This is a genomic window from Streptomyces sp. NPDC101227 (genome assembly GCF_044767545.1).
GTDB lineage: Bacteria > Actinomycetota > Actinomycetes > Streptomycetales > Streptomycetaceae > Streptomyces.
On record NZ_JBIWOD010000013.1, the window covers coordinates 126,582 to 149,734 of the forward strand.

Annotated in this window: 16 protein-coding genes and 1 pseudogene; 15 read left to right on the forward strand and 2 right to left on the reverse strand. The window is 70.9% G+C overall.

Features of this window, described 5'->3' with window-relative positions:
• Positions 1–210: 210 nt before the first annotated feature.
• Together ACIRPT_RS27685 and ACIRPT_RS27690 are read right to left on the reverse strand one after the other, a co-directional pair.
• Positions 211–1,233: an L-histidine N(alpha)-methyltransferase gene (locus ACIRPT_RS27685; protein ID WP_403831792.1), complete on the reverse strand. Its 1,023-nt coding sequence runs from the start codon at positions 1,231–1,233 to the stop codon at positions 211–213.
• A 297-nt stretch (positions 1,234–1,530) separates the two neighbouring features.
• Positions 1,531–1,848, reverse strand: a complete 318-nt coding sequence (locus tag ACIRPT_RS27690; RefSeq protein WP_403831795.1) for a cupin domain-containing protein — start codon at positions 1,846–1,848, stop codon at positions 1,531–1,533.
• A gap of 175 nt (positions 1,849–2,023) precedes the next feature.
• On the opposite strand from ACIRPT_RS27690, the pseudogene ACIRPT_RS27695 reads away from it, so the two are divergent.
• The 15 genes and pseudogenes from ACIRPT_RS27695 to ACIRPT_RS27765 all read left to right on the forward strand — a co-directional run.
• A pseudogene (locus ACIRPT_RS27695) lies at positions 2,024–2,149 on the forward strand (transposase); the annotation flags it as partial.
• A gap of 958 nt (positions 2,150–3,107) precedes the next feature.
• Entirely contained in the window at positions 3,108–4,586 is a 1,479-nt protein-coding gene (locus ACIRPT_RS27700; RefSeq protein WP_403509971.1) for a sugar transferase, read from the forward strand.
• A 73-nt stretch (positions 4,587–4,659) separates the two neighbouring features.
• Complete coding sequence (locus ACIRPT_RS27705; RefSeq protein WP_403831797.1) at positions 4,660–5,976, forward strand: nucleotide sugar dehydrogenase; 1,317 nt, start codon at positions 4,660–4,662, stop codon at positions 5,974–5,976.
• A 4-nt stretch (positions 5,977–5,980) separates the two neighbouring features.
• Positions 5,981–7,231, forward strand: a complete 1,251-nt coding sequence (locus ACIRPT_RS27710; protein ID WP_403831800.1) for a glycosyltransferase family 4 protein — start codon at positions 5,981–5,983, stop codon at positions 7,229–7,231.
• Complete coding sequence (locus ACIRPT_RS27715; protein ID WP_403831803.1) at positions 7,228–8,619, forward strand: Wzz/FepE/Etk N-terminal domain-containing protein; 1,392 nt, start codon at positions 7,228–7,230, stop codon at positions 8,617–8,619. Before ACIRPT_RS27710 ends, ACIRPT_RS27715 begins: the two co-directional genes overlap by 4 nt.
• Positions 8,616–10,208 (forward strand): Wzz/FepE/Etk N-terminal domain-containing protein, encoded by a 1,593-nt coding sequence (locus ACIRPT_RS27720; RefSeq protein ID WP_403831805.1) that lies wholly within the window; start codon positions 8,616–8,618, stop codon positions 10,206–10,208. Before ACIRPT_RS27715 ends, ACIRPT_RS27720 begins: the two co-directional genes overlap by 4 nt.
• A gap of 3 nt (positions 10,209–10,211) precedes the next feature.
• Positions 10,212–12,146 carry an asparagine synthase (glutamine-hydrolyzing) gene (gene asnB / locus ACIRPT_RS27725; RefSeq protein ID WP_403831807.1) on the forward strand — a complete coding sequence of 645 codons (1,935 nt, stop codon included), beginning with the start codon at positions 10,212–10,214 and terminating at the stop codon, positions 12,144–12,146.
• A 17-nt stretch (positions 12,147–12,163) separates the two neighbouring features.
• Positions 12,164–14,377: a bi-domain-containing oxidoreductase gene (locus ACIRPT_RS27730; protein WP_403831809.1), complete on the forward strand. Its 2,214-nt coding sequence runs from the start codon at positions 12,164–12,166 to the stop codon at positions 14,375–14,377.
• Complete coding sequence (locus ACIRPT_RS27735; protein WP_403831811.1) at positions 14,374–16,359, forward strand: alginate lyase family protein; 1,986 nt, start codon at positions 14,374–14,376, stop codon at positions 16,357–16,359. The genes ACIRPT_RS27730 and ACIRPT_RS27735 overlap by 4 nt, the downstream gene beginning before the upstream one ends.
• Before the next feature lie 8 nt (positions 16,360–16,367).
• Positions 16,368–17,909 carry a right-handed parallel beta-helix repeat-containing protein gene (locus ACIRPT_RS27740; RefSeq protein ID WP_403831813.1) on the forward strand — a complete coding sequence of 514 codons (1,542 nt, stop codon included), beginning with the start codon at positions 16,368–16,370 and terminating at the stop codon, positions 17,907–17,909.
• A gap of 1 nt (position 17,910) precedes the next feature.
• Positions 17,911–19,215 carry an O-antigen ligase domain-containing protein gene (locus ACIRPT_RS27745; RefSeq protein WP_403831815.1) on the forward strand — a complete coding sequence of 435 codons (1,305 nt, stop codon included), beginning with the start codon at positions 17,911–17,913 and terminating at the stop codon, positions 19,213–19,215.
• Positions 19,216–19,217: 2 nt separating this feature from the next.
• Positions 19,218–20,459, forward strand: a complete 1,242-nt coding sequence (locus ACIRPT_RS27750; RefSeq protein WP_403831818.1) for a glycosyltransferase — start codon at positions 19,218–19,220, stop codon at positions 20,457–20,459.
• On the forward strand, positions 20,456–21,700 hold the full coding sequence (locus ACIRPT_RS27755; protein WP_403831821.1) for a class I SAM-dependent methyltransferase: 1,245 nt from the start codon (positions 20,456–20,458) through the stop codon (positions 21,698–21,700). Before ACIRPT_RS27750 ends, ACIRPT_RS27755 begins: the two co-directional genes overlap by 4 nt.
• Positions 21,701–21,713: 13 nt before the next feature.
• Positions 21,714–22,508 carry a glucose-1-phosphate cytidylyltransferase gene (locus ACIRPT_RS27760; RefSeq protein WP_403831823.1) on the forward strand — a complete coding sequence of 265 codons (795 nt, stop codon included), beginning with the start codon at positions 21,714–21,716 and terminating at the stop codon, positions 22,506–22,508.
• Positions 22,505–23,152, forward strand: a complete 648-nt coding sequence (locus tag ACIRPT_RS27765; protein WP_403831826.1) for a PIG-L deacetylase family protein — start codon at positions 22,505–22,507, stop codon at positions 23,150–23,152. Before ACIRPT_RS27760 ends, ACIRPT_RS27765 begins: the two co-directional genes overlap by 4 nt.
• Position 23,153: the final 1 nt, after the last annotated feature.

Sequence of the window (23,153 nt, forward strand, 5' to 3'; positions counted from 1 at the left end):
GCGCGCCGCGCGTCACCGGAGTTGGGGCCGGCCCGCGCACGGGCTTCGAAGTTCATGGAGTTCTCGATGCCCCGTGATCCGAGTGAAGACCGTTGCCTGCCGACGCGTCATCCCCGATCCCGGCGTCTCCGACGGTGGTGGGGGCGTTCACGTCGGAGGATCTCATCGGGATCGAGTTCGTGCCTCAAGTTCGGTCATGGAAAGCGGCGTTCAGGGTGTCGGAGTCGCTGCGACGAGGACTACGTGGCTGTCCTGGCCGTGTTCGAGCAGGCGCACCTTGAGCCCACAGTCGGTCAGCTGGTCGGCCACCGCCGCACTGTCCTGGTAGAGGTAGCGCCAGACAATCACGGTGTCGTCCGGCTCGAACGACACCGTTCGGCTGCCTCCTCCGGCGCCGAAGGTCACGGTGACCGGCTCCAGGAACCGTGCGCGGACGAAGATTTCGCTGCGCATCCGGTCGAACCCGGTTTCGGTAACGTACCAGGAGCGGTCGATGGCAAGCAGGTCCAGTCCCGCCAGCTGCTGCGGTTTGTGTGGGCCGCCGACACTGACCTGCTTCATGAACGCGGGCCTGTCGGCGCCGATGTCGATGCGCAGCGTCAGCAGCAGCACGTCGTGGTCACTCATGGCGCTGCGCACGTGGCGTAGGACCTGGTTCGGTTCGGCGAAGTTGTACAGCGTCCCGCCGGCCAGGATGACGAAGCGGAACGGATCCGCACCGGAGTGCCCGGAGGTGCGCTCGGGTGTCAGGACCCGTTTGAGATCCGGCCCGGTGAAGTCGCCGTGCCACAGCTCGAAGTCCCCCGCGTGGTCCGGGAATTCGGATTGCAGGTTCTCCCTGGCCAGTTCGAGGATCTCGGCGCTGATGTCGACGGCGCGATAGCCGGCCAGGCGGGTGCGCTCCAGCAGGTGGCGGATCAGACCGCGTACCGGACGCGTGGTGCCCGGCCCGAGATCGACGATCTGTACGGGGGACGATGGCGGGGCAAGGGCGAGGAGCTGCTCGGCGTGCCGGGTGAGGAGGCTGTTGATGTCACGCAGCATCGGCACGAGGTCGGGGTTGGACGGTACTTCGCCCGCCCGCCACATTTCGCTTCCCTCGCCGAGGTAGGTGAGTTGGTAGGGGAACTCGGCCCGGAGGCTGAGTGAATCGGCGACTGCATCCACCTGGGCAGCCGAGTAGAGGCGATAGAAGTCTTCGCCCGGGGTCACCGCATGCCGTTGTATACCCATGGCGGAGAGTAGATCGTCAGCCGTACGTGTCCGTCCAGCATGTGCTATGGCCTTTGGCCGAGTTCAGGCGACTGTTGGCTGCTCCTTCAAGTCCGACGACGGTGGCGGCGGCCGCGGCGACGACACCCCGCTCCGGACTTCGACCGGCTCCGCGTTGGCCACCTGGCGCAACCTCGCCATCGGCGCCCTGAAATTGAGCGGCACCACCAACATCACCACAGCCCTGCACACAGGCGTGGGTGGGCTACCGGGGCGTCACCGGAGTCCGCTGGAGCCTCTCCGGGCAATCATGAGCGTTCAGTTCGAAGGGGGATCTTCCCGGAGTTCCACGATCACGAGTGTGCCCCGGCTGCAGGGACGAACCGCGTGGGGTGTGCCTGCCGGAATCATGTAGAGCTCGCCCGCACGGACCGGGACAGGCTCACCGCTGATTTCGAGCTGGAGCTGCCCGTCGAGAACCAGAAGAGCCTCGGCGGCTTCGTGGCACTCCGCCTCGACGGGCAGGTCGTCCATCCTCAGCACCTTCACACAAGCAGTACCCACGTGCCCCAGCGCCAGGGAACGCCACCCTGCCGGGAGGTCTGCTGCGGTGTCCATCAAGTTGATCAGGCTCACGACGCACCTCTCCTACCGGCCCGGCGCAAAGCCCCGGGCCGCCTTCAACAGTGGATACGTGGACGCTATCTGACCTGCGCTGATGCTTGGTCGACCGATTGGCAAAGGATGACGGTACGAAGCTGTGCATCATGTGCTGCCTTCATGTCGGTCCGGCAGGAGGCTCGTTGTCCCGGATCACCATCAGGTGGTCAGCGGGGTACTGCACCGGGGGCGACCGGGGCGCCGTGGCGGGACTGCCGGACGATTCGGCCCCTGGAAAACCGTGTACGAGCGCCATCGGTCGTGGTCAGCCGACGGCCCTGCCGCACTATCCGGCCGGCACCGGGCTGCCCGAACTCTCCACTCTGAAAGCGGAGTTCGCCTAGATTCCCTGGCGCGAGGGCACCAAGGCGGGCCCGACGTCGCGCTTCGCCCCGCCCTGGAGATCCGTCCGGCGGGCAAGCCTGCCGCCCGGGCCGCGCAGGAGGCCGGCGGCCGCAACCGCTGGGGTGGCGTGCCGCCCTCCCGCCCCCCGGCACCCTGCTGGTGAAACTCGGCCTGGGACTGGACCACTTCGAGGGCCGCAGCTGGCGCGGCTGGCGCCGCCACGTCACTCCCGTCACTGCCGCACACGCCAACCTCACCGTTCACAAGTTCTACCCAAAGCCCCCACACGCTGGCCTACCCCTCCACCAAGCCCTCGACGCCGGTGTCGGCAGCCCAGAGAACTGCCGTCATCGCAGGTCACAAGGCAGGTCTTCACCGTCAAGCATCTGCGGGCGGTCACCCGTCCGCGGGTCCAGCTTCAAATCTTGAGCACAAATTACACACATCCCTATCTTCAGAGGGGTCCCGATGCTCTAGATTGGCTCTGCCTCACATGGTGGGACACGAGGCGACAAATAGTGATCTATAGGTCCGACGCTATGGACAGCCAGCAATCGCGTCCCCAGCGCCAGACGTGAGGGTGATCAATTCTTGGAGTCCGAGAGGGGGCTTGGGTGCGGGGAGCACCCGAGGTCCCGACGGGTTTCCGCGCACCTCGAGCGGCTGGCAGGACATGCAACTCCGCTGCCACCACGGCGATTTGTTCAAGTAGCGCTCTAGTAACCGGGATGTCATGCGGGAGGCAGGGGCCTCCCGAGGGGAAGAACGGTGCGACGCGGGGGCCGGCGGCCTCCCGGGGGGATGACGCGGGCGAGGGGCGGGGGCCTCTCGTGGGGGGAGGAACGGTGTTGGGCGAACACGTCGAACCACTGGGGACCCGGGGGGGTTCTGTGCGGCAGGGAGGATTAGTCGGCCCTTTCCCATCGGAGCGCGGGCGTCTGGCGACGGGGGCATTCAGCCAGAGCGCGACCGACTGGGAGCAGCGGTACCGCCGTACCGTGATCACCAGCGATACCGTGGCCACCGCCTTCGTGGTGGCGGCGATCGGTAACTTCTTCGGGGCCCGGGACGCGGCCAACTGGCATGAGAAGTGGGGAATTCTCGCATTCGGCACCGAGCTGCTGGTGCTGGGGGCGCTTGCGGTGAGCCGGTCGTGGGCTCCGGCCGTGCTCGGCCAGGGCGCCGAGGAATTCCGCCGGCTCGGACGCTCACTGTTCGCGGCGACCGTCCTGCTGGCGCTCGGCGGGATCGCCCTCACCTCGCGCAACATCAAGCTCTGGATCTTCGTCGCGATCCCCGCGATCGCGCTCATCACCATGACCGCGCGGTATCTGCTGCGCCTCTGGCTGCACAAACAGCGGAAGGAGGGGCGATGTCTGAGACCGGTACTCGCTGCCGGGAGCCTGGCCACCGTGCGCGACCTGATCACCCGAACCCGCAAGTTCCCGCATCTCGGCTGGCGAGTGGAGGCGGTGTGCACGACGGACGGTCTCGGGCTCGACGGTGACCAACTGGACGGAGTGCCGGTCGTCGGCCAACTGGCGGACGTCGCGGGCCACGTCCGCCGCGACGGCTACCGTGTCGTCGCGGTCACCCCGGACCCGCACTGGTCACCGGACCGGCTGCAGCGGCTGGCCTGGAACCTCGAAGGCAGCGACGCCGAGATGGTCGTGGCCCCCGTGCTGATGGAGGTGGCCGGCCCGCGGCTGCACGTCGACGCGGTGCTCGGGATCCCGCTGCTGCGGGTCAGCATGCCGATCTTCACCGGGGGCCGCCGGGCGGTCAAAGAGGTCGTCGACCGGATGGGCGCGGCGGTCCTGCTGATGCTGTTCGCGCCGTTGATGGTGTTCGTCGGGCTGCTCGTGCTGGTGGACAGCCGGGGTGGGGCGTTCTACCGCCAGCGCAGGGTCGGCAAGGACGGCCGCGAGTTCACCATCCTCAAGTTCCGCACCATGGTCACCGGGGCGCACGGGGCACGTGCCGAGCTGGCCGACCGCAACGAGGGAGCCGGCCTGCTGTTCAAGCTCCGCCGGGATCCGCGGGTGACCCGGGTGGGAGCGGTGCTGCGCCGGTACTCGATCGACGAGCTCCCGCAGCTTTTCAACGTGCTCACCGGATCGATGTCGCTCGTCGGTCCGCGGCCTCCGTTGCCGGAGGAGTCCGCCGCGTACGGCCCGGACATCCGGCGGCGGCTGCTGGTCAAGCCCGGACTCACCGGCCTGTGGCAGATCAGCGGACGCAGCGACCTGCCCTGGGAGGAGGCGGTCCGGCTGGACCTTCGGTACGTGGAGGACTGGTCGCTCGCCCTGGACACGGTGATCTTGTGGAAGACGCTGCGTGCGGTGCTCTACGGCCAGGGGGCCTACTGATGCGCGGGGACAGTCGTCCGGTCAGTGCGGGGACCGCAGGCCGTCAGGGCCTGCCTGGGGGGAGGAACGGGACATGAGAGTCAGCGTTTTCGGGCTCGGCTACGTGGGCTGCGTGTCGGCCGCGTGTCTGGCCAGCATGGGTCACGAGGTCATCGGGGTGGACGTGAACCAGGTGAAGGTCGACCTGGTCAACGACGGCAAGGCCCCGGTGGTCGAGGAGCGGATCGGCGAGCTCATCGCCGAGGTCGTGCGCACCGGAGCCTTACGCGCCACCGCCGACGTCCGCGAGGCGATCATGGGCAGCGAGGTGTCGCTGGTCTGCGTGGGCACGCCGTCGGAGCCCAACGGCAGTTTGTGCACGACGTACTTGGAGCGGGTCACCGAGCAGATCGGCGCGGCGCTCGCCGAGCGGGGCGGGCGGCACACCGTCGTGTTCCGCAGCACCATGCTGCCGGGCACCTGCCTGAACCTGCTGGTACCGATCCTGGAGAAGTACGTCGGCGGCACGGCCGGGGTGGACATCGGGGTCGCGGTCAACCCGGAGTTCCTGCGCGAGGGCACGAGCGTGCGGGACTTCTTCGACCCGCCCAAGACCGTCATCGGCGAGCTCGACCCGGCGAGCGGCGATGCGGTGATGGCGCTGTACGACGGCCTGCCCGGCGAGGTGTTCCGGGTGCCGGTCCCGACGGCCGAGGCGATCAAGTACGCGGACAACGCGTTCCACGGCCTCAAGATCGGCTTCGCGAACGAGCTGGGCGCGGTGTGCCAGGCGCTCGGGGTGGACTCACACCAGGTGATGGACGTGTTCCTGGCCGACCGCAAGCTGAACATCAGCCCCGCCTACCTGCGGCCCGGCTTCGCCTTCGGTGGCTCCTGCCTGCCCAAGGACCTGCGCAGCCTGGTCCACGCGGCGCGGCGGGCCGATGTCTCGGTGCCCATCCTCGCCCACGTGCTGCCCTCCAACTCCGACCATCTGCAGCGCGCGGTGGAGCTGGTCGAGCGCACCGGCAAGCGCCGGGTGGGTCTGTTCGGGCTGTCCTTCAAACCCGGCACCGACGACCTCCGCGAGAGCCCGCTCGTCGAGCTGGCGGAGCGGCTCTTCGGCAAGGGGTACGAACTCAAGATCTACGACGCCAACGTGAGCCTCTCCCGGCTGATCGGCGCGAACCGCGAGTACATCGAGACCCGGCTGCCGCACCTCGCGCAGCTGCTCGCGGACTCCGTCGACGAGGTGCTCGAACACGCCGAGGTGTGCCTGGTCGGGACCAGGGATCCGGCCGTGTTGTCGGCGCTGCCCCATGGCGAGAGCCCCGTGATTGTCGACCTCATCCACCTTCCCGACGCCGAGGCGCGTCGGGCCGAACCGGGGTACGTGGGCCTTGCTTGGTAATGCAATGAGCGGCGACCGGCCGAACCGGCGCGCGCTGATCCTGGTGGAGAACCTGTCGGTGCCGTTCGATCGGCGGGTGTGGCAGGAGTGCACGACGCTGCGCGACGCGGGCTGGGAGGTGCACGTCATCTGTCCCCGGGGGAGCAAGCGGGACACGGAGCCGGAGGCGGAGATCGACGGGGTGCGGATCCACCGCTACCCGTTGCGCGCGGCCACCGGAGGGCCGGCCGGCTACCTGCGGGAGTACGGATCGGCGTTGTGGCATACGCTCCGGCTGGCCCGCAAGGTCGGCCCGGTCGACGTGGTCCACGCCTGCAACCCGCCCGACCTGCTGTTCCTGCCGGCACTGTGGCTGAAGCGGCGCGGCGCGCGGTTCGTCTTCGACCAGCACGACCTGGTACCCGAGCTGTACCTCTCCCGGTTCGACCGCGGCAAGGATCTGCTCTACCGCGCCGTGTGCGCGCTGGAGCGGCGGACCTACCGGGCCGCGGACATCGTGCTCGCCACGAACGAGAGCTACCGGGACGTCGCGGTGCGCCGCGGCCGTAAGCGGCCGGCGGACGTCTTCGTGGTGCGCAGCGCGCCCGACATCGACCGGTTCCACCCCGTACCGCCCGAGCCGGAGCTGAAGCGCGGCAAGCCTCATCTGCTGTGCTACCTCGGCGTCATGGGGCCGCAGGACGGCGTCGACTACGCCTTGCGGGCCCTCGCGAAGCTGCGCGACGAGCTCGGGCGGACCGACTGGCATGCGGTGTTCGTCGGCGCCGGCGACGCCTTCGACGCGATGGTGGAGCTTTCCCGGCGGCTCGGGCTCTCGGAGCAGGTGCAGTTCACCGGGCGCATTCCGGACGCCGACCTGGTGCGCTACCTGTCCACCGCGGACGTGTGCCTCTCCCCCGACCCGCGCAATCCGCTCAACGACGTGTCGACCATGAACAAGGTCCTGGAGTACATGGTGATGGGCCGGCCTATCGTCTCGTTCGACCTCCGGGAGGCGAGAGTCTCCGCCGGTGACGCCGCCGTCTACGCGCCCGCCAACGACGAGGCCGAGTTCGCCGGGCTCATCGCGCTGCTGCTGGACGATCCGGAGCAGCGGGCCCGGATGGGAAAGCTCGGCCAAGAACGGATCAGCGGGGAGCTTTCCTGGCGGAACTCCCAGCGATCGTTGCTCGCGGCCTACGCCGCTGCGTGCCGTGACCACGCTCCGGTGTCGGCGGGCGGCCCGGTCCGGACAGGGAAGAGGCCGCGCCGTTGAGCGAGGACATACGCCTGGTCACGATCGGGCGGATTTTCCGTCGGCGCTGGCGGCTTCTCGTCATCGTCGCCGCGCTGGGCGCGGTCGTCGGCTACGGCGCCTCTGTGCTGTTCCCGCCGAGCTACACGTCGTCGACGTCGGTACTGCTGGCGGGGCAGTGGGAGGAGCGCGAGCTGCTGACCCAGGCGCAGATCGCGGCCAGTTCGGCGGTGGTTGACCGCGCGGCTGCGACGCTCGGCCGGCCCGCCGGCGACGAGCTGCGGGACCGAGTGAACGCCAAGGCCGCCGACGGGAACATCATCACGATCTCGGGTACGGCCGACACCCCGGAGGGCGCACAGCGGCTCTCCGACCAGGTGGCCCAGCAATTCGTCACCTTCGCCGCGCGGATCGCGGGCGAGGGCACCGACCCCGACGCGGCGGCGGGGCCGGAGGCACTGCGGGAGAAGGTGGTGCAGACCAACCGCCGCATCACCGAGCTGGCCAACGCGGCCGATCCGGGGCGGACGGTGGAGGGCGTGCAGGCCCGCACCGAGCTCGAGAAGCTGCGCACCGCGCTGCAGGAGGCCATGAAGAAGCTGGACGAGGCCGACCCGGCGACCGCCAACAAGGCCAGCATGGTCGTCATGGGGCCGGCGGCCCGGCCGACCGGTGAGGCACCACCGACGAGGATGCAGCTCATCGTCGCCGGGGCGCTGCTGTTCTTCCTGCTCGCGGTCATCGGCCATCTCGCCGCCGCACGGGTGAACCGCCGACTGCGCACCGAACCGGAGATCGCCGCGGCGCTGGGCTCCGCGCTGCTGGGTACCGTCGACGTGCCTGGTGTACGGCCCGTGCACCGGCCGGAAGGGCGTGGCCCGCGGGCCTGGATCCGCCGGCTGCTGGGCGTCGACACCCCGTGGGACATGCCGAGCCCGCAGCCGTCCGGCGGCGAGGCCGGCAGGCGGATCCGCTACCGGCGGGTGTGCGCTCGCCTGCGGAACCAACTGCCGTCCCCCCGGCGGCTGTTGGTCGTAGTCCCGGACGGCGACGAGATCGCCCGCCGGGCCGCCGGGCAGCTCGTCGCCGAGGCCGAGAGCGATCCTTCCCCAGGCTCTTCGATCGGGGGATACCCCATGTTGCGGGTGGTTCGGGTTTCGGTGGACCGGCCGATGGTGCCGGACCGCGGCACCGAGTCCGGTGCCCTGGTCGTGCTCAGCGCGGGCAGCTGGACCGCAGGGGAGCTCGCCGGCATCGCCGAGGCGTGTGCGGAAGCGGGGCATGAGGTCGTCGGCATCGTCGTCGCCGGCACGGTCCGGGCCCGTCCGATGCGGACTGCCGGCCATCCTCCGCTTGAGGCCGCTCCGGCGCTCGCGGCTCATGGCCACGCGACGGGGGGTTCAGCGTGACGACGAGCAAGACTGCGGAGCCGTCGCCCGCCGCTCCGCTCCTTGACCTGCAGGCGCTGGTGGTGGCGGTGCGCAGGCGCCGCCGCCTCTGGAGCTCCATGGCGCTGCTGGGGCTGCTGATCGGCGCGGCGGTGGCGGTCCTGCTGCCGCCGGCGCCGACCGCGGTGACCAAGGTGCTGGTCGCGCATCAGGAGGACCAGCCGAACGACACCGGAACGCTCATCCGTACCGACGTCGAGCTGCTGGGGACCACGCGGATCGCCGGCAAGGCCCTCCAGTCCCTCAAGTCACCGGAAAACCCGGAGGACTTCATGCGGGATTACCGGGGTACCGGCTTGAGCAACAACCTGCTGCAGATCGATGTGACAGGTGACAGCGACGCGGAAGCGGTGGCCCGTGCCAAGGCGCTGGCCGACGCGTTCGTCGCGGACCATGTGAGGCGGATGCGGGAAGCCGCGAAGGCCGAGGCCCAGGCCCTGGTCGACCAGCGTGACCGCATGCGGGACGAACTCGCCAAGGTCAACAGCGCGATCGGAGACCGATCGCCGGCGAGCGACCCGAAAGCGTCGGCGGGCGTCGAGTCGCTCTTCGCCCGCCGGGCCGAGCTCAACTCCCGGATCGCCGATTTCGACCAACGCGCCGCGGATGCGCGCACCGGCACGCCACAGGTCATCGCCGGCACGCAGATCGTGGACGCCCCGCGCGCGGTGCGACAGTCCCTGCCCAAGGCCGCGGTCACCAACGCCGGGATCGGGCTCGTCCTCGGGCTCGTCCTCGGGCTCGCGGTGGCCGCGGTCGGCAGCGTGGTGGCGGACCGCCCCGTGCTGCGCCGGGAGATCGCGGCGAACCTGGGCGCCTCGGTCATCGCGGAGCTGCCCCGCCGGTCGGGCAAGTTGTGGCAGCGCCGACGGACCCGGGCGGCACGGACACGGCTCACCGCGTCCCTGGCCCGCATCGTGCGCGGCTCCGCGGAACCGGTGTCGCTGCTGGAACTGGGCTGCGCGCGCAGCACGAGCGTGATCGCCCTGGACGTCGCCAGGGCGCTGGCGGCGGAAGGGCCAGTGGTGATCATCGACGGTCTGCCCGGCCCGCAGCTCGCAGGCCGCCGCCCGAAGCCAGGAGACCCCACCGTGGTCAGTGGCGAGCGTGCCGCGGCCGTGTCGGATCAGGAGCGCCGGCTCGGCATCGGCTCGGTGGCGCCCGGCACGGCGTGGACCGACCTCCAGTACCTCGGCACCCAGACCGTGCTCGTCGTGCGGGCCGGGCACGGCAGCGCCGCTTGGCTGCACACCGTGGCGAGGCAACTCGCGGACCAGCGCATTCCGGTGATCGGTGTGGTGCTGATCGACCCCGATCCGCGTGACCGGACCGACGGCACGCTGTGGGACGGGCTGCACATCGCGCTGCGGGGCCAGAGCGAGCGGTTGGCCCGGCAGAACGGTGGGGGTACCTCCCACGCCGTCAAGGCAGTGGGGGACGGCCGGCAGCGGACGGAGCGGCAGCCGATGTGGGCCAGTGGGGCCTCCCCTGCCCGAACGGAGTTGAGCGCTCGGGGACGGGTCCCGGACAACGACCAGGAGGCGCGGTAGGACATGTGTGGCATCGCAGGCACTTACCGGTGGCCGGGCGGGAAGGTCGTGACCGACCGGCTCACCGACACCCTCGCGCACCGCGGTCCGGACGGGGCGGGCCGGTACAGCCACCCCGTCGGTGACGGCGAAGTGCACCTGGGGCACCGCCGGCTGGCCATCATCGACCTGTCCGAGACCGGCGCGCAGCCGATGGCCTCGGGCGGCCTCTCCCTCACCTACAACGGCGAGCTGTACAACGCGCCCGAGCTGCGCGCCGAGTTGGCGGCCGCCGGGGTGCGCTTCCGCGGCACCTCCGACACCGAGGTGCTCCTCGAGGCGTGGCGGCGCTGGGGCACGGACTGCCTGCCCCGGCTGCGCGGCATGTTCGCGTTCGGGATCTTCGACGAGCGAACCGGTGAACTGGTGCTGGCCCGTGACCAGTTGGGAATCAAACCGCTGTTCCTGCTCCGGCGCGGCGCGGGCCTGGTGTTCGCCTCCGAGCTCAAGGCGCTCGCCGCCGCCACCGGCGGGTCGCTGGAGGTGGACCATGCGGCGCTGGTGGCCTCGCTGCTGTACTACTGGGTGCCGGACTCGCGCTGCGCGTTCCGCGAAGCGGAGAAGCTGCCGCCCGGGAGCTGGCTGCGGTGCCGGCCCGACGGCCGGGTGGAGCGCGGCCGGTTCTGGAACCTGAAGGACGTCGCCGCCGAGGGCCGGGAGCGGGCCCGGGCCGGCGAGCGGCCGGACCTCGCCGCCATCGTCGAGGAGTCGACCCGGCAGCACCTGCTCTCCGACGTACCCGTGGCGACCTTCCTCTCCGGCGGTCTCGACTCCAGCTACCTGACCGCGCTGGCGGCCCGTCACCAGCCCGGGATCTCCGCTTACACGATCGGGTTCCGCGCCGAGGACGCCAAGTTCGAGGCGATGCCGGACGACCTGCGCTATGCCCGGCAGGTGGCCGAGCGGTTCGGCGTCGATCTGCACGAGATCGAGATCGCTCCGAACGTGCTCGACCTGCTGCCGCAGATGACGTACCACCTGGACGAGCCGATCGGCGACCCCGCCGCGATCAACACCTTCCTGATCTGCTCGGCCGCCAGGGAGGCCGGGGTCAAGGTGATGCTCTCGGGGATGGGCGCCGACGAGCTGTTCGCCGGGTACCGCAAGCACCTGGCCAACCTGCTCGCGCTGCGCTACCAGCGCGTCCCGCGGCCCCTGCGACGCGGGGTGTCCGCGGCCGTGGACCGGCTGCCGGTCGCCACGGCCCGCCGGGGGTACCGGTCGGTGCGCTTCGCGAAGCGGTTCCTCTCCTTCGCCGATCTGCCGGAGGAGACCGCGTTCCGGCGCAGCTACACCATGTACGACCAGGACGAGCTGCTCGCCCTGGTCGATCCGGACCTGGCCGGGACGGTCGAGGACGTGCTGACCGAGCACGCGGACATCTATCAGGACAACGACCTCGACGACTTCGTCAACCGCATGTGCCTGGGCGACGCCCGGATGTTCCTGCCGGGCCTGAACCTCACGTACACGGACCGATCGAGCATGGCCGCCTCGACCGAGGTGCGGGTGCCGTACGTGGATGTCGAGGTGGTCAGGGCGGCGTTCTCCGTGCCCGGCGATCGCAAGATCGTCGGACGGCAGGGCAAGGCCGTCCTCAAGGAGGCGGCCACCTCGGTGCTGCCACGGGAGATCGTGTACCGGCCCAAGGGCCTGTTCAGCGCCCCGCTGCGCGCCTGGATGAGCCGGGATCTGGCACCGCTGGTGCGCGAGGTGGTGCACGACGGCGTGCTCGTCAGTTCCGGGCTGCTGCGGCGTGACGCGCTGGCGCGGATGGTCGCCGAGGACGCCGCCGGGCAGCGGGACTTCTCCAAGCATCTGTGGCATGTGCTGACTCTCGAGTACTGGTATCGCGGCGCGACCTCTGGCTCCGGCCAGAACGCTCCCCTGACGGCGTAGGAACAAGAGGAGTTCGGGTGAAGCAGGTTGTGCAGAACTACAAGAGCGGCGAGCTGACGGTGCTCGACGTGCCGGTGCCGGGGTGCAAGCCGGGCGGTGTGCTGGTCCGCAGCGCCTACTCGCTGATATCGACCGGGACCGAGCTCATGAAGGTGTCCGAGGCCGGCATGTCGATGGTGGGCAAGGCCCGCTCCCGGCCGGACCAGGTGGCCAAGGTCATGCAGAGCGTGGCCACCAACGGGGTGCCCGCCACCTACCGCAAGGTGATGGGCAAGCTGGACTCCTACACGCCGCTGGGCTACTCGCTGTGCGGGGTGGTCGAGCAGGTCGGCGCCGGGATCGACGAGGTGAAGGTCGGCGACCTCGTGGCCTGCGCCGGCAATGAGCACGCGCTGCACGCCGAGCTGAACTGGGTGCCGAAGAACCTCTACGCCCCGGTGCCGGACGGCCTCGCGCCGCGGCACGCGGCCTTCGGCACCGTCGGGTCGATCGCGATGCAGGGCGTCCGCCAAGGCGAGCCGCAGCTCGGCGAAGTGGCCCTCGTCATCGGCCTCGGCCTGATCGGGCAGCTGGTGGTGCAGCTGCTGGCCGCCTCGGGAGTCCGCGTCGTCGGGGCCGACCCCGACCCGGTGCGCTGCGAGCTCGCCGAGCGGCTGGGCGCTGCGGCCTGCGGCGATCCCGCGTCCGCTGCCGTGGAAGCGGCCGTCGCCGAGCTCACCGGCGGTCACGGCGTGGACCAGGTGTACCTGGCCGCCGGCGGCAGCAGCAACCAGCCCGTCGAGCTGGCGGCCCGGCTCTGCCGGGACCGCGGCCGGGTCGTCGACATCGGCAAGTGCCGTCTGGACCTGCCGTGGAACGCGTACTACGAGAAGGAGCTCGACGTCCGGTTCTCCCGCTCGTACGGACCCGGGCGCTACGACCCTTCGTACGAGCTCGAAGGGCGGGACTACCCCATCGGCTATGTGCGCTGGACCGAGCGCCGCAACCTGGCGTGTTTCCTCGACCTCGTCGCCCGCGGCCGCGTCGACGTGGAGCCCCTGGTCTCCCACATCGCCGACTTCGATGACGCCGTCGAGACGTACCAGCGCCTGAAGGACGGTGACCTGAAGGCCGTGGCCGTGCTGTTCCGGTACCCCGAACACACGGGAGACGCGGCCGAGGCGCAGGCCCCGGCGGTGACCGTGCCCGCGGTGGCTGTGTCCACCAAAAGCATGAAGCGGAGTCCGGCCCGGGCCGCCAAGTCGCCGGTGCGCCTCGCGTTCGTCGGCGCGGGAAACTACGCGACGTCGATGCTGCTGCCGCACCTGGCGCAGCGCGACGGCGTCGAGTTGTCGACGGTCGTCACCACGACGGCGCTGTCCGCGGCCAACGCGAAGCGGAAGTTCGGCTTCGCCGAGGCGACCACCGATCTCGACGCCGTGCTCGGCGACAAGTCCATCGACGCGGTGTTCGTGGTCACCCGCCACAGCTCGCACGCCGAACTGACCCGGCAGGCGCTGCTGGCCGGCAAGACGGTGTTCGTGGAGAAGCCGTTGGCGCTCACCGAGGACGAGCTGACCGGCGTGCTCGCGGCGGTGGAGGAGTCCGGCAACGACCGGCTGCAGGTGGGCTTCAACCGCCGGTTCGCGCCGCTGCTCCAGGAGGCCAGGAAGCGTTTCGGCGCCCGGACCGGTCCGGCGAGCCTGCGCTACCTGGTCAACGCGGGCCGTCTCGCGCACGGCAGCTGGTACCTCCAACAGGGCACCGAGGGCTCGCGGTTCGCCGGCGAGGGGGGCCACTTCATCGACACGGCGAGCTGGCTGCTCGAGGCCGACCCGGTATCGGTGTACGCGGTCGCCACGTCCGGCAACGAGGACCTCCAGGTCGTACTGCGCTACCCGGACGGTTCCACCGCCACCATCAGCTACGTCACCACCGGCGCGCCCGGGTTCCCCAAGGAGACGCTGGACCTGGTCGCGGACGGCAAGGTGCTGCGGCTCGACGACTTCGTCCGCGCCTCGCTGTATTTCGAAAAGAGCACAGCCGGCCGCAAGCGGTGGGTCAGTTCGCGGCTGCCCAAGGCCCGGGACAAGGGTCAGAACACCGAACTGGCCGCGTTCATCAGGGCAGTTCGGACCGGCGGGCCGATGCCGGTGCCGCTGGAGTCGCTGGTCGCCACCACGGCGGCCACCCTCGCCGTGCAGGCCGGCCTGGCCGGCGGTGCGCCGGTGACGTTGGCGAGGACGCGATGACTGTGAGCTCGGGGAGTCCGGGCTGGTACCTGCGGCGCCTGTCCCGGATGGGACCGCGGGAGATCGGCGGCCGGGCGGGCGACGCGGTGCGCAGGCGACGGTGGCGGTCGGCGCCGCCGGAGTGCCCGAGCGTGACCGGCGCCCGGTTCACCGCGGTACTGCCCGCCGGGACGATCGCCGCGGTGCCACCGGACGCCGCGAAACGTCTCCTCGCCGAGGCGGACCGGCTGATGGCCGGGCACGCCGAGTACTTCGGGGTGGTCCGCGACGACCTGGCCGACCCGGACTGGTGGTACGACCCGAAGACCGGGCGCCGGGCTCCGTGGGGGTACGCCTTCGACGTGCCGTACCGGAACGAGGACGCGGTCGGGGACATCAAGCAGATCTGGGAGCCGTCGCGGCATCAGTACCTCACCGTGCTCGCCGCCGCCTACGCGGTCAGCGGGGACGAGCGGTACGCCGAGCGCGTGGCCGAGCACCTGCGGTTGTGGTGGGCGGCCAACGCGCCGTTGCACGGAGTGCACTGGATCAGCGGCATCGAGCTGGGGATACGGCTGCTGTCCTGGGTGTGGATCCGCCGGTTGCTCGACGGCTACCCGGGCGTGGCCGGGCTGTTCGAGGACAACCCGGTGGCGCTGAACCAGATCTGGCACCACCAGCGCTGGCTGGCCGCCTTCCCCAGCCGGGGGTCGTCGGCGAACAACCACGTCATCGCCGAGGCCGCCGGGCAGCTCGCCGCGGCCTGTGCGTTCGGGTGGTTCCCGTCCTCGGCGCGTTGGCGGGCCGGCGCGCTGCGGTCGCTGGAGCGGCACCTGCGCGGCAACACCTTCGCCTCCGGCCTCAACCGCGAGCTGGCCACCGAGTACCACGGACTGGTGCTGGAGCTCGGCCTGACCGCGGTGGCCGAGGCGGATGCCGCCGGCGTGCCGGTCCCCGCGTCCGTCCGGCTGGTGCTGCTGCGGATGACCGACGCGCTCGCGGCCGTCGTGGACAGCCGGCTGCGGCCGCCGCGCCAGGGGGACGCGGACGACGGTCACGGTCTGGTCGTGGACGGCGCGGGCACCGACCGCTGGGCCTCGCTGCTGGCCACCGGGGACGCCGTGTTCGGCCGGCTCTCCTGGTGGCCGGAAGTGACCGGCACCGATGTACGCACCCCGCTGCTGGCCGCGCTCATCCGGCCGTACTCGAAGAACGGAACCGCACCGGCCGTGACCCGCCCGGCGACCCGACCGGGCCACTTCGCCGACGCGGGCATGACCATCCTGCGCGGTCCGGGCGAGATCTGGTGCCGCTGCGACGGTGGTCCGCACGGGTTCCTGTCCATCGCCGCCCATGCCCACGCGGACGCGCTGTCCGTGGAGGTCCGGCACGACGGGGTCGACGTGCTCGCCGACCCGGGGACGTTCTGCTACCACGGGCAGCCGGAGTGGCGGCAGTACTTCCGGTCGACCCTCGGCCACAACACCTTGCAATTGGACGGCGGTGACCAGTCCGTCTCCGGCGGCCCGTTCCTGTGGACCCGGCATGCCCGCAGCCGCGTCGTGGCCACGGACACCTCCGACGCCCGCGACGGGGGGACGGACCGCTGGTGTGCCGAGCACGACGGTTATCAGGGCTCCGTGCACCGCCGCCGGGTGGAGCTGACCGCCGCGAGCCAGGAGCTGAAGGTGGTCGACGAGGTGCGCGGCCCGCGCCGGGCCGTGAAGCTGGCGTTCCACCTCGGCCCGGCGATCGCCGCGGACCTGGTGGGGAACCGGGCGGTGCTCACCTGGACCCGGGACGGCGAGGACCGCTCCGCGGCGCTCGACCTGCCCGACCAGCTGTCGTGGCGGGCGCATCGCGGCGAGAGCAACCCGCCGCTGGGCTGGTACTCCCCCGGCTTCGGGCGCAAGGAACCCACCACGACGCTGGTCGGCAGCGGCTTCGCCGATGGCACTGCCCTGTCGGGGGAGTTCACCACCGTGCTCAGGTTCCGCGGCTAGGGGGGCGAGTGGGGAACGAGAGGCGGCACTGGGCGTTGGCGGCGGCACCGCTGGCGCTGGCCCTGCTGGCGGCGACCGGCTGTGAGAGCACGCCGGGAGCCAGAGCGGAGCCGAAGGCCGCGCCATCCACGTCCGCCATGTCCGTGGCCCGGTCCGTGGCCCGGGTGTGCGCCAAGCCCGCGGCCGGGCCGGCGAAGGCGCCGGCGGGTGCGGTGACGGTCGACCCGGCGGTGGTCGGTGACCTGGCGGCGAAGACCAAGAGCAGCCCGCCGCACACCACGTTCTGGCTTCGACCGGGCAAGCACAGGCTCGACCCGGACCGCTACGCGCAGGTCGTCCCCAAAGAGGGGGACCGCTACCTCGGCGCGCCGGGCGCGGTGCTCGACGGCGGGATGAAGAACCAGTACGCGTTCGGCGGCGCCGCGCGCGACGTCACCGTCCGCTACCTGACCGTGCAGGGTTTCGTCGCGCCGCCCGACGAGGGCGTGGTCAACCATGACTCGGCCGACGGGTGGGTGATCGAGCACGCGACGATCCAGGACAACTCCGGCGCCGGGCTGATGGCCGGTGCCCGCCAGCAGGTCCGCGCCAGCTGCCTGCGCGACAACGGCCAGTACGGCATGAACGCGTACAAGCCCAAAGGACGAATCAGCGGCCTGGTGGTCGAGGGCAACGAGATCGTGGGCAACAACACCGGCGACTGGGAGCGGCGCCGGGAGGGCTGCGGCTGCACCGGCGGCATCAAGTTCTGGGCCGTCAACGGCGCCGACGTACGCGGCAATTGGGTGCACGACAACCGCGGCACCGGATTGTGGGCGGACACCAACAACAACGACTTCCGCATCGAGAACAACGTGCTCGAGGCCAACGACGGCGCCGCGCTGATCTACGAGACCAGCTACAACGCGGTCATCCGTAACAACACGATCCGGCGGAACAACTGGGTCGAGGGCCGCAGGGCGGCCGACCGCGGTGACACCTTCCCGTTCGCGACCGTCTACGTGTCCGAGTCAGGCGGCGAACCACGGGTCGAAGCCCGCACCGACAAGATCGAGATCTACCGGAACGTGCTGGAGAACAACTGGTCCGGGATCACCCTGTGGGAGAACGCCGACCGGTTCTGCAACAGCCCGGCCAACACCTCGTCCGGCGACTGCACCTTGCTGGTGCGGGACACCCGCCGCTGCGCGAAGCCGGCGATCGCCAGAGCGCCGCTGTACGCCGGCTGCCGGTGGAAGACCCAGCGGGTGGACATCCACGGCAACCGCTTCGTGCTGGACAAGTCCGTCGTCAACTGCACGGCGAAGTGCGACCGCATGGCGGTGCTGGCCAACTACGGCACCTATCCGGACTGGTCGCCGTACCAGGGCGAGCGGGTGGCCGAGGCGATCACCCGCAAGCAGCACAACCGCTGGCACGACAACGTCTACGTCGGACCGTGGAAGTTCGTCGCCCACGACCCGAGTCAGGTGCTCGACTTCGCGCAGTGGCAGGTCGCGCCGTACCAGCAGGACGCGGGCAGCACGCTCGACCTGCGGGCCGGTGGTTGAGATGGGCTCAGACCTGCGGCGGAGTGGGGTGCCGGGCGGACCGGACACGGCGGGCATGCGGCCCGGCGCCGCACCGCGCCCGGCCGGCACACCGAAGATCGTCGGGATCGCCTGGGGGCTGCTGATCCTCAACACGCTCGGCTCCGCCGGGGCGAAGACCATCGTCCCGCTGCCCCGCTCCCTGATCCAGATGGTCACCATGGGCGCGCTGGTCGCCGCGTTCGCGCTGGCGCTCGCGGTCAATCTCCGGCTGCGCATCCGAGCCAGTGCGTACGTGTTCCTGCTCAGCTTGCTGCTGGTGACGAGCGTGATCTCCAGCGCGAACCTGGAGTCCGGGTTCGGCGCGCTGTTCCGCTGCGCCCGGCTGGCTCTCTTCGTCGGCACGCTGTGGCTGCTCAGCCTCTGGTGGGACGGCGGCCTGACGTTCGTCCGGCACCACATCCGGATGTACTTCGCGGTGCTCGGGTCGGTGGCCGCCGGCCTGGTCATCTCACCGGGCGCGGCGCTGCCCGAGCTCTACGGCGGGCGGCTGGTCGGCGCGTTGTGGCCGCTCACCCCGCCGCAGATCGGACAGTACGCCGCGGTGATCATCGGGCTCACCGTGCTGCTCGTACTGGGCCGCCGGACCGACCGGGCCGGCGCGGCGGTGGTCATCGTCCCGTCGGTCGTCCTGCTCGCCTTGACCCATACCCGGACGGCCACGCTCGGCCTGCTCATCGGGCTGGCGTTGGCGATCGGCTCGCTCATCCTGACCAGCGCCGCCGCCCGCCGGTTCTTCACCTGGGCGGTGCTGTGCGCCGTCGTGGCCGTGGTGGGGTTGGGCTCCGCGCTGCAGGCGTGGTTCCTGCGCGGGCAGAGCCAGGAGAACTTCTCCAACCTCACCGGTCGGGCCAAGGTCTGGGACGCCCTGCTGGCGGCGCCCCGAACGACGTCGGAGCAGCTTTTCGGCATGGGCCTGGGCGACAAGTCGTTCGGCGGGCTGCCGATCGACAACAGCTGGCTGGCCGTCTACAACGAACAGGGTCTGACCGGCGTCGCCCTGGTCGCGGCGGTCATCATCGTGCTGGGCGGCGTCGCGTTGCTGCGGCCACCGTCGCTGCAGAGGGCCTGCGCAATCTTCCTGATCAGCTACTGCGCGATCGCGTCGTACACCGAGGCAGGCCTTGGCGACGCCTCGCCGTATCTGCTGCATCTGGCCCTGGCCGCCTCGCTGCTGGCGGCGCCTGCCGCGGCCACACGGCTGCCGACGCCCGCAGCCACTCGACGACACATCCCGCGCTGGGCCCGGGACCGGGAGGTGACCTGAGCATGCACGTCCTCGTGGTGCACAACCGCTACGCCTCGGCGCAGCCGAGCGGGGAGAACAACGTCGTCGACCAGGAGGTGGGGCTGCTGCGCGCGGCCGGCCACCGGGTCGAGGTGTTCGAGCGGCGCAGCGACGACATCGCCGCGATGTCCCTGCTGCGCAAGGCCAAGGTGCCGCTGCTGGTGCCGTGGAATCCGGCGGTCCGCGCGGAGCTCGCCGCCCGGCTGCGCGCCGAGCGGCCGGACGTGGTGCACGTCCACAACGTCTTCCCGCTCCTGTCGCCCGCGGTGCTGGCCGCCTGCGCCGACGCCGGTGTGCCCGCCGTTGCCACGCTGCACAACTACACCCAGGTCTGCCCGCCCGGCACGTTGCAACGGGACGGCCGGCCCTGCACTGAGTGCGTCGGCTCTGCGCCGCTGCCCGCCGTCCGGCACGGCTGCTACCGGAGCTCCCGGCTGGCGACGGTGCCGCTCGCGGTCAGCCTGTCGGTCAACCGGCGGCGGTGGTGGTCCGGCGTGGAGCGGTTCTTCTGCATCTCCGCGGCGCAGCGCGACGTCCTGGTCCGGTCCGGCATGCCGGCCGAGCGGCTGGCGGTGAAGCACAACTTCGTGCCCGACCCGGGCGCGTGCCGAACGGGCGACGGCGAGCATCTGCTCTATCTCGGCAGGCTCGCGGAGGCCAAGGGCGTACGGCTGCTCATGGCGGCGTGGGACGAGCTCGCCGCTGACGGCGGTGTGGGCGTGCCGCTCGTGATCGCCGGCGCGGGGCCGCTGGAGCCGGAGGTGGCGGCCTGGGCGGCGGGCCGGGACGACGTGCGCTACGTCGGCCTGTACGACCCGGCGGAGTGCCGGCAGGCCGTCGCGCGGTCGGTCGCCGTGGTGGCTCCCTCGACGTGGCTGGAGGCGTTCGGCCTGGTGGTCGTGGAGGCGATGGCGGCGGGGGTCCCGGCCGTCGCCGCCGGTCACGGCGCCTTCGTCGAACTCGTCGAGGACGGGGTGACCGGTCTGCTGCACCGGCCGGGCGAGGCCGCCTCGCTCGCGTCCTGCATTCGCCGGATCGCGGCCGAGCCGGCCCGCAACCGGGAGATGGGCCAGGCGGCCCGGCGCCGTTACGAGCAGGGTTTCAGCCCGGCCGTCGGGCTGGAGCGCCTGGTGGAGGGGTACCGCACCGCGATCGCGGGTCGGTCAGCACATGCTCGCGTCGGGGACACCCGCGCGAACAGGGGGGATGGGGACAGTAAATGACACGATGTCGACTCTGCGGCTCGGAAGCGATGGCGAGCGTCGTCGATCTCGGGGCGACGCCACCATGTGAGAGCTTTCTCGCCGCGGACCAACTGGACAAGCCGGAGCCGGCGTACCCGCTGCACCTGCGGGTCTGCACCGACTGCTGGCTCGCGCAGATACCTCCGTTGATCACGCCGGAGGAGACGTTCAGCGAGTACGCGTACTTCTCCTCCTTCTCGACGTCCTGGGTGGAGCACGCGCGCACGTTCGTCGCCGACGCCGTCCAGCGGGTGGGGCTCGTCTCCGAGGAGAAGGAAGCCTTCGTGGTCGAGGTCGCTAGCAACGACGGGTACCTGCTGAAGCACGTGGTGGACCGGGGGATCCGCTGCCTCGGCATCGAGCCGTCGGTGAACGTCGGCGCCGCTGCACGGGACGCCGGTGTGCCCACGCTCACGGAGTTCCTGAGCCCCGACACCGGCTCGGCCGTCCGCGCCGAGCACGGCCCGGCGGACCTGGTCGTGGCCAACAACGTGTACGCGCACATCCCCGACGTGGTCGGCTTCACCCAGGGGCTGCGCGCCCTGGTCGCCGACGACGGCTGGGTCTCCATCGAGGTGCAGCACCTGCTGACCCTGATCGAGGAGAACCAGTACGACACGATCTACCACGAGCACTTCCAGTACTACACGGTCGCTTCCGCGATCCGGGCGCTTGCCAGCGGCGGACTCGCGCTCGTGGACGTCGAGTTGCTTCCCACGCACGGCGGCTCCATCCGGCTGTGGGCCCGGCCGGCCGAGGTGGCCGGCGAGCCGACCTCCCGAGTGGCCGACGTGCTCGCCCGGGAGAAGGCCGCCGGGCTGCAGGAGCTGTCCGGGTACACCGAGTTCTCCGCGCGGGTGGCCAAGGTACGCCGGGACCTCCTCAAGTTCCTCATCGAGGCGGCCGAGCGCGGCGAGACGGTCGTCGGCTACGGCGCGCCGGGCAAGGGCAACACCCTGCTCAACCACTGCGGCATCCGGTCCGACCTGCTCGCCTACACGGTGGACCGCAACCCCTACAAGCACGGCCGGTTCACCCCGGGCACCCGGATCCCGATCCTGCCGCCCGAGCAGATCGCCGCCGACCGGCCGGACTACGTCCTCGTCCTCCCGTGGAACCTGCGGGCCGAGCTGGTCGAGCAGCTGTCCTTCGTGCACGACTGGGGCGGCCGCCTTGTCTTTCCCATCCCGGAACTGAGCATTGTCGAGGTCACGTCGTGAAAGAGGTAGCAGCATGAAGGTCGTACTGTTCTGCGGCGGCTATGGGCTGCGTATGCGCAGCGGAGCCTCCGACGACATGCCCAAGCCAATGGCGATGGTCGGCCCGCGGCCGCTGATCTGGCACGTCATGCGCTACTACGCGCACTTCGGGCACACGGAGTTCATCCTGTGCCTCGGGTACGGGGCGCACCACATCAAGAACTTCTTCCTCAACTACGAGGAGACGACGTCCAACGACTTCGTGCTGCGGGGCGGGCGGACCGAGCTGCTCTCCACCGACATCGCCGACTGGACGATCACGTTCGCGCAGACCGGCATCGAGTCGCCGATCGGGGAGCGGCTGCGCCGGGTGCGGCACCACCTGGACGGCGACGAGATGTTCCTCGCCAACTACGCCGACGTGCTCACCGACGCCCCGCTGCCGGAGATGATCGACCGGTTCGCCCGGCGCGACGCCGGTGCTTCGATGATGGTGGTGCCGCCGCAGTCCTCGTTCCACTGCGTGGACCTGGGCGAGGACGGCCTGGTGGGGGGCATCACCTCGGTGAGTGAACTGCCGCTCTGGGAGAACGGCGGCTACTTCGTGCTCCGCCAGGAGGTCTTCGACCACATCCCGGAGAACGGGGACCTGGTCGCCGACGGATGTGCCCAACTGGCCAAGCAGGGCCGCCTTGTAGCACACCAGCACCGCGGCTTCTGGAAGCCGACCGACACCGTGAAGGAGCGGGCCGCGCTCGACGACGCCTACGCGCGGGGCGACCGCCCGTGGGCCGTGTGGGAGCGGGACAGCGCCGGGGTCAGCGCGTGATCCGGCTCGGGGCCGGGCGCCCGGACCGGATCGTCGCGGTGGGCGCGCACTGCGACGACATCGCCATCGGCGCCGGCGGCACGCTGCTGACGCTGTGCCTCGCGCGGCCGGGCCTCCGTGTCGACGCGCTGGTGCTCTCCGGCGGCGGCAGCGAGCGCGAGCAGGAGGAGCAGGCCGCGCTGGCCGCCTTCTGCCCGGGCGCCGACCTGCGGTTGACCGTGCTCAAGCTGCCGGACGGCCGGATGCCCGTGCACTGGGACGAGGCCAAGGCGGCGGTCGAGGAACTGCGCGGGGAGACCGAGCCGGATCTGATCCTGGCCCCGCGCACCGATGACGCGCACCAGGATCACCGCGGCCTGGCGCAGCTGATACCCACCGCGTTCCGCGACCACCTCGTGCTCGGCTACGAGATCGTCAAATGGGACGGCGACCTCGGCCGAATGGCGGCGTACCAGCCGCTCTCGCCGGAGATCGCCGAACAGAAGGTACGGCTGCTGCAGGAGCACTACCCCTCGCAGCGGCACCGGCCCTGGTACGACCGGGAGGCCTTCCTCGGCCTCGCGCGGATCCGCGGCATCGAATGCCACGAGCGATACGCCGAAGCGTTCGCCGTCACCAAACTCACGCTCAACCTGGGGGGTTGAA

Coding starts and splice junctions, on each gene's coding strand:
- ACIRPT_RS27685 (WP_403831792.1), bottom strand. CDS start 1,233: ATGGGTATACAACGGCATGCGGTGACCCCGGGCGAAGACTTCTATCGC.
- ACIRPT_RS27705 (WP_403831797.1), top strand. CDS start 4,660: ATGAGAGTCAGCGTTTTCGGGCTCGGCTACGTGGGCTGCGTGTCGGCC.
- ACIRPT_RS27710 (WP_403831800.1), top strand. CDS start 5,981: ATGAGCGGCGACCGGCCGAACCGGCGCGCGCTGATCCTGGTGGAGAAC.
- asnB (WP_403831807.1), top strand. CDS start 10,212: ATGTGTGGCATCGCAGGCACTTACCGGTGGCCGGGCGGGAAGGTCGTG.
- ACIRPT_RS27735 (WP_403831811.1), top strand. CDS start 14,374: ATGACTGTGAGCTCGGGGAGTCCGGGCTGGTACCTGCGGCGCCTGTCC.
- ACIRPT_RS27745 (WP_403831815.1), top strand. CDS start 17,911: ATGGGCTCAGACCTGCGGCGGAGTGGGGTGCCGGGCGGACCGGACACG.
- ACIRPT_RS27750 (WP_403831818.1), top strand. CDS start 19,218: ATGCACGTCCTCGTGGTGCACAACCGCTACGCCTCGGCGCAGCCGAGC.
- ACIRPT_RS27755 (WP_403831821.1), top strand. CDS start 20,456: ATGACACGATGTCGACTCTGCGGCTCGGAAGCGATGGCGAGCGTCGTC.
- ACIRPT_RS27760 (WP_403831823.1), top strand. CDS start 21,714: ATGAAGGTCGTACTGTTCTGCGGCGGCTATGGGCTGCGTATGCGCAGC.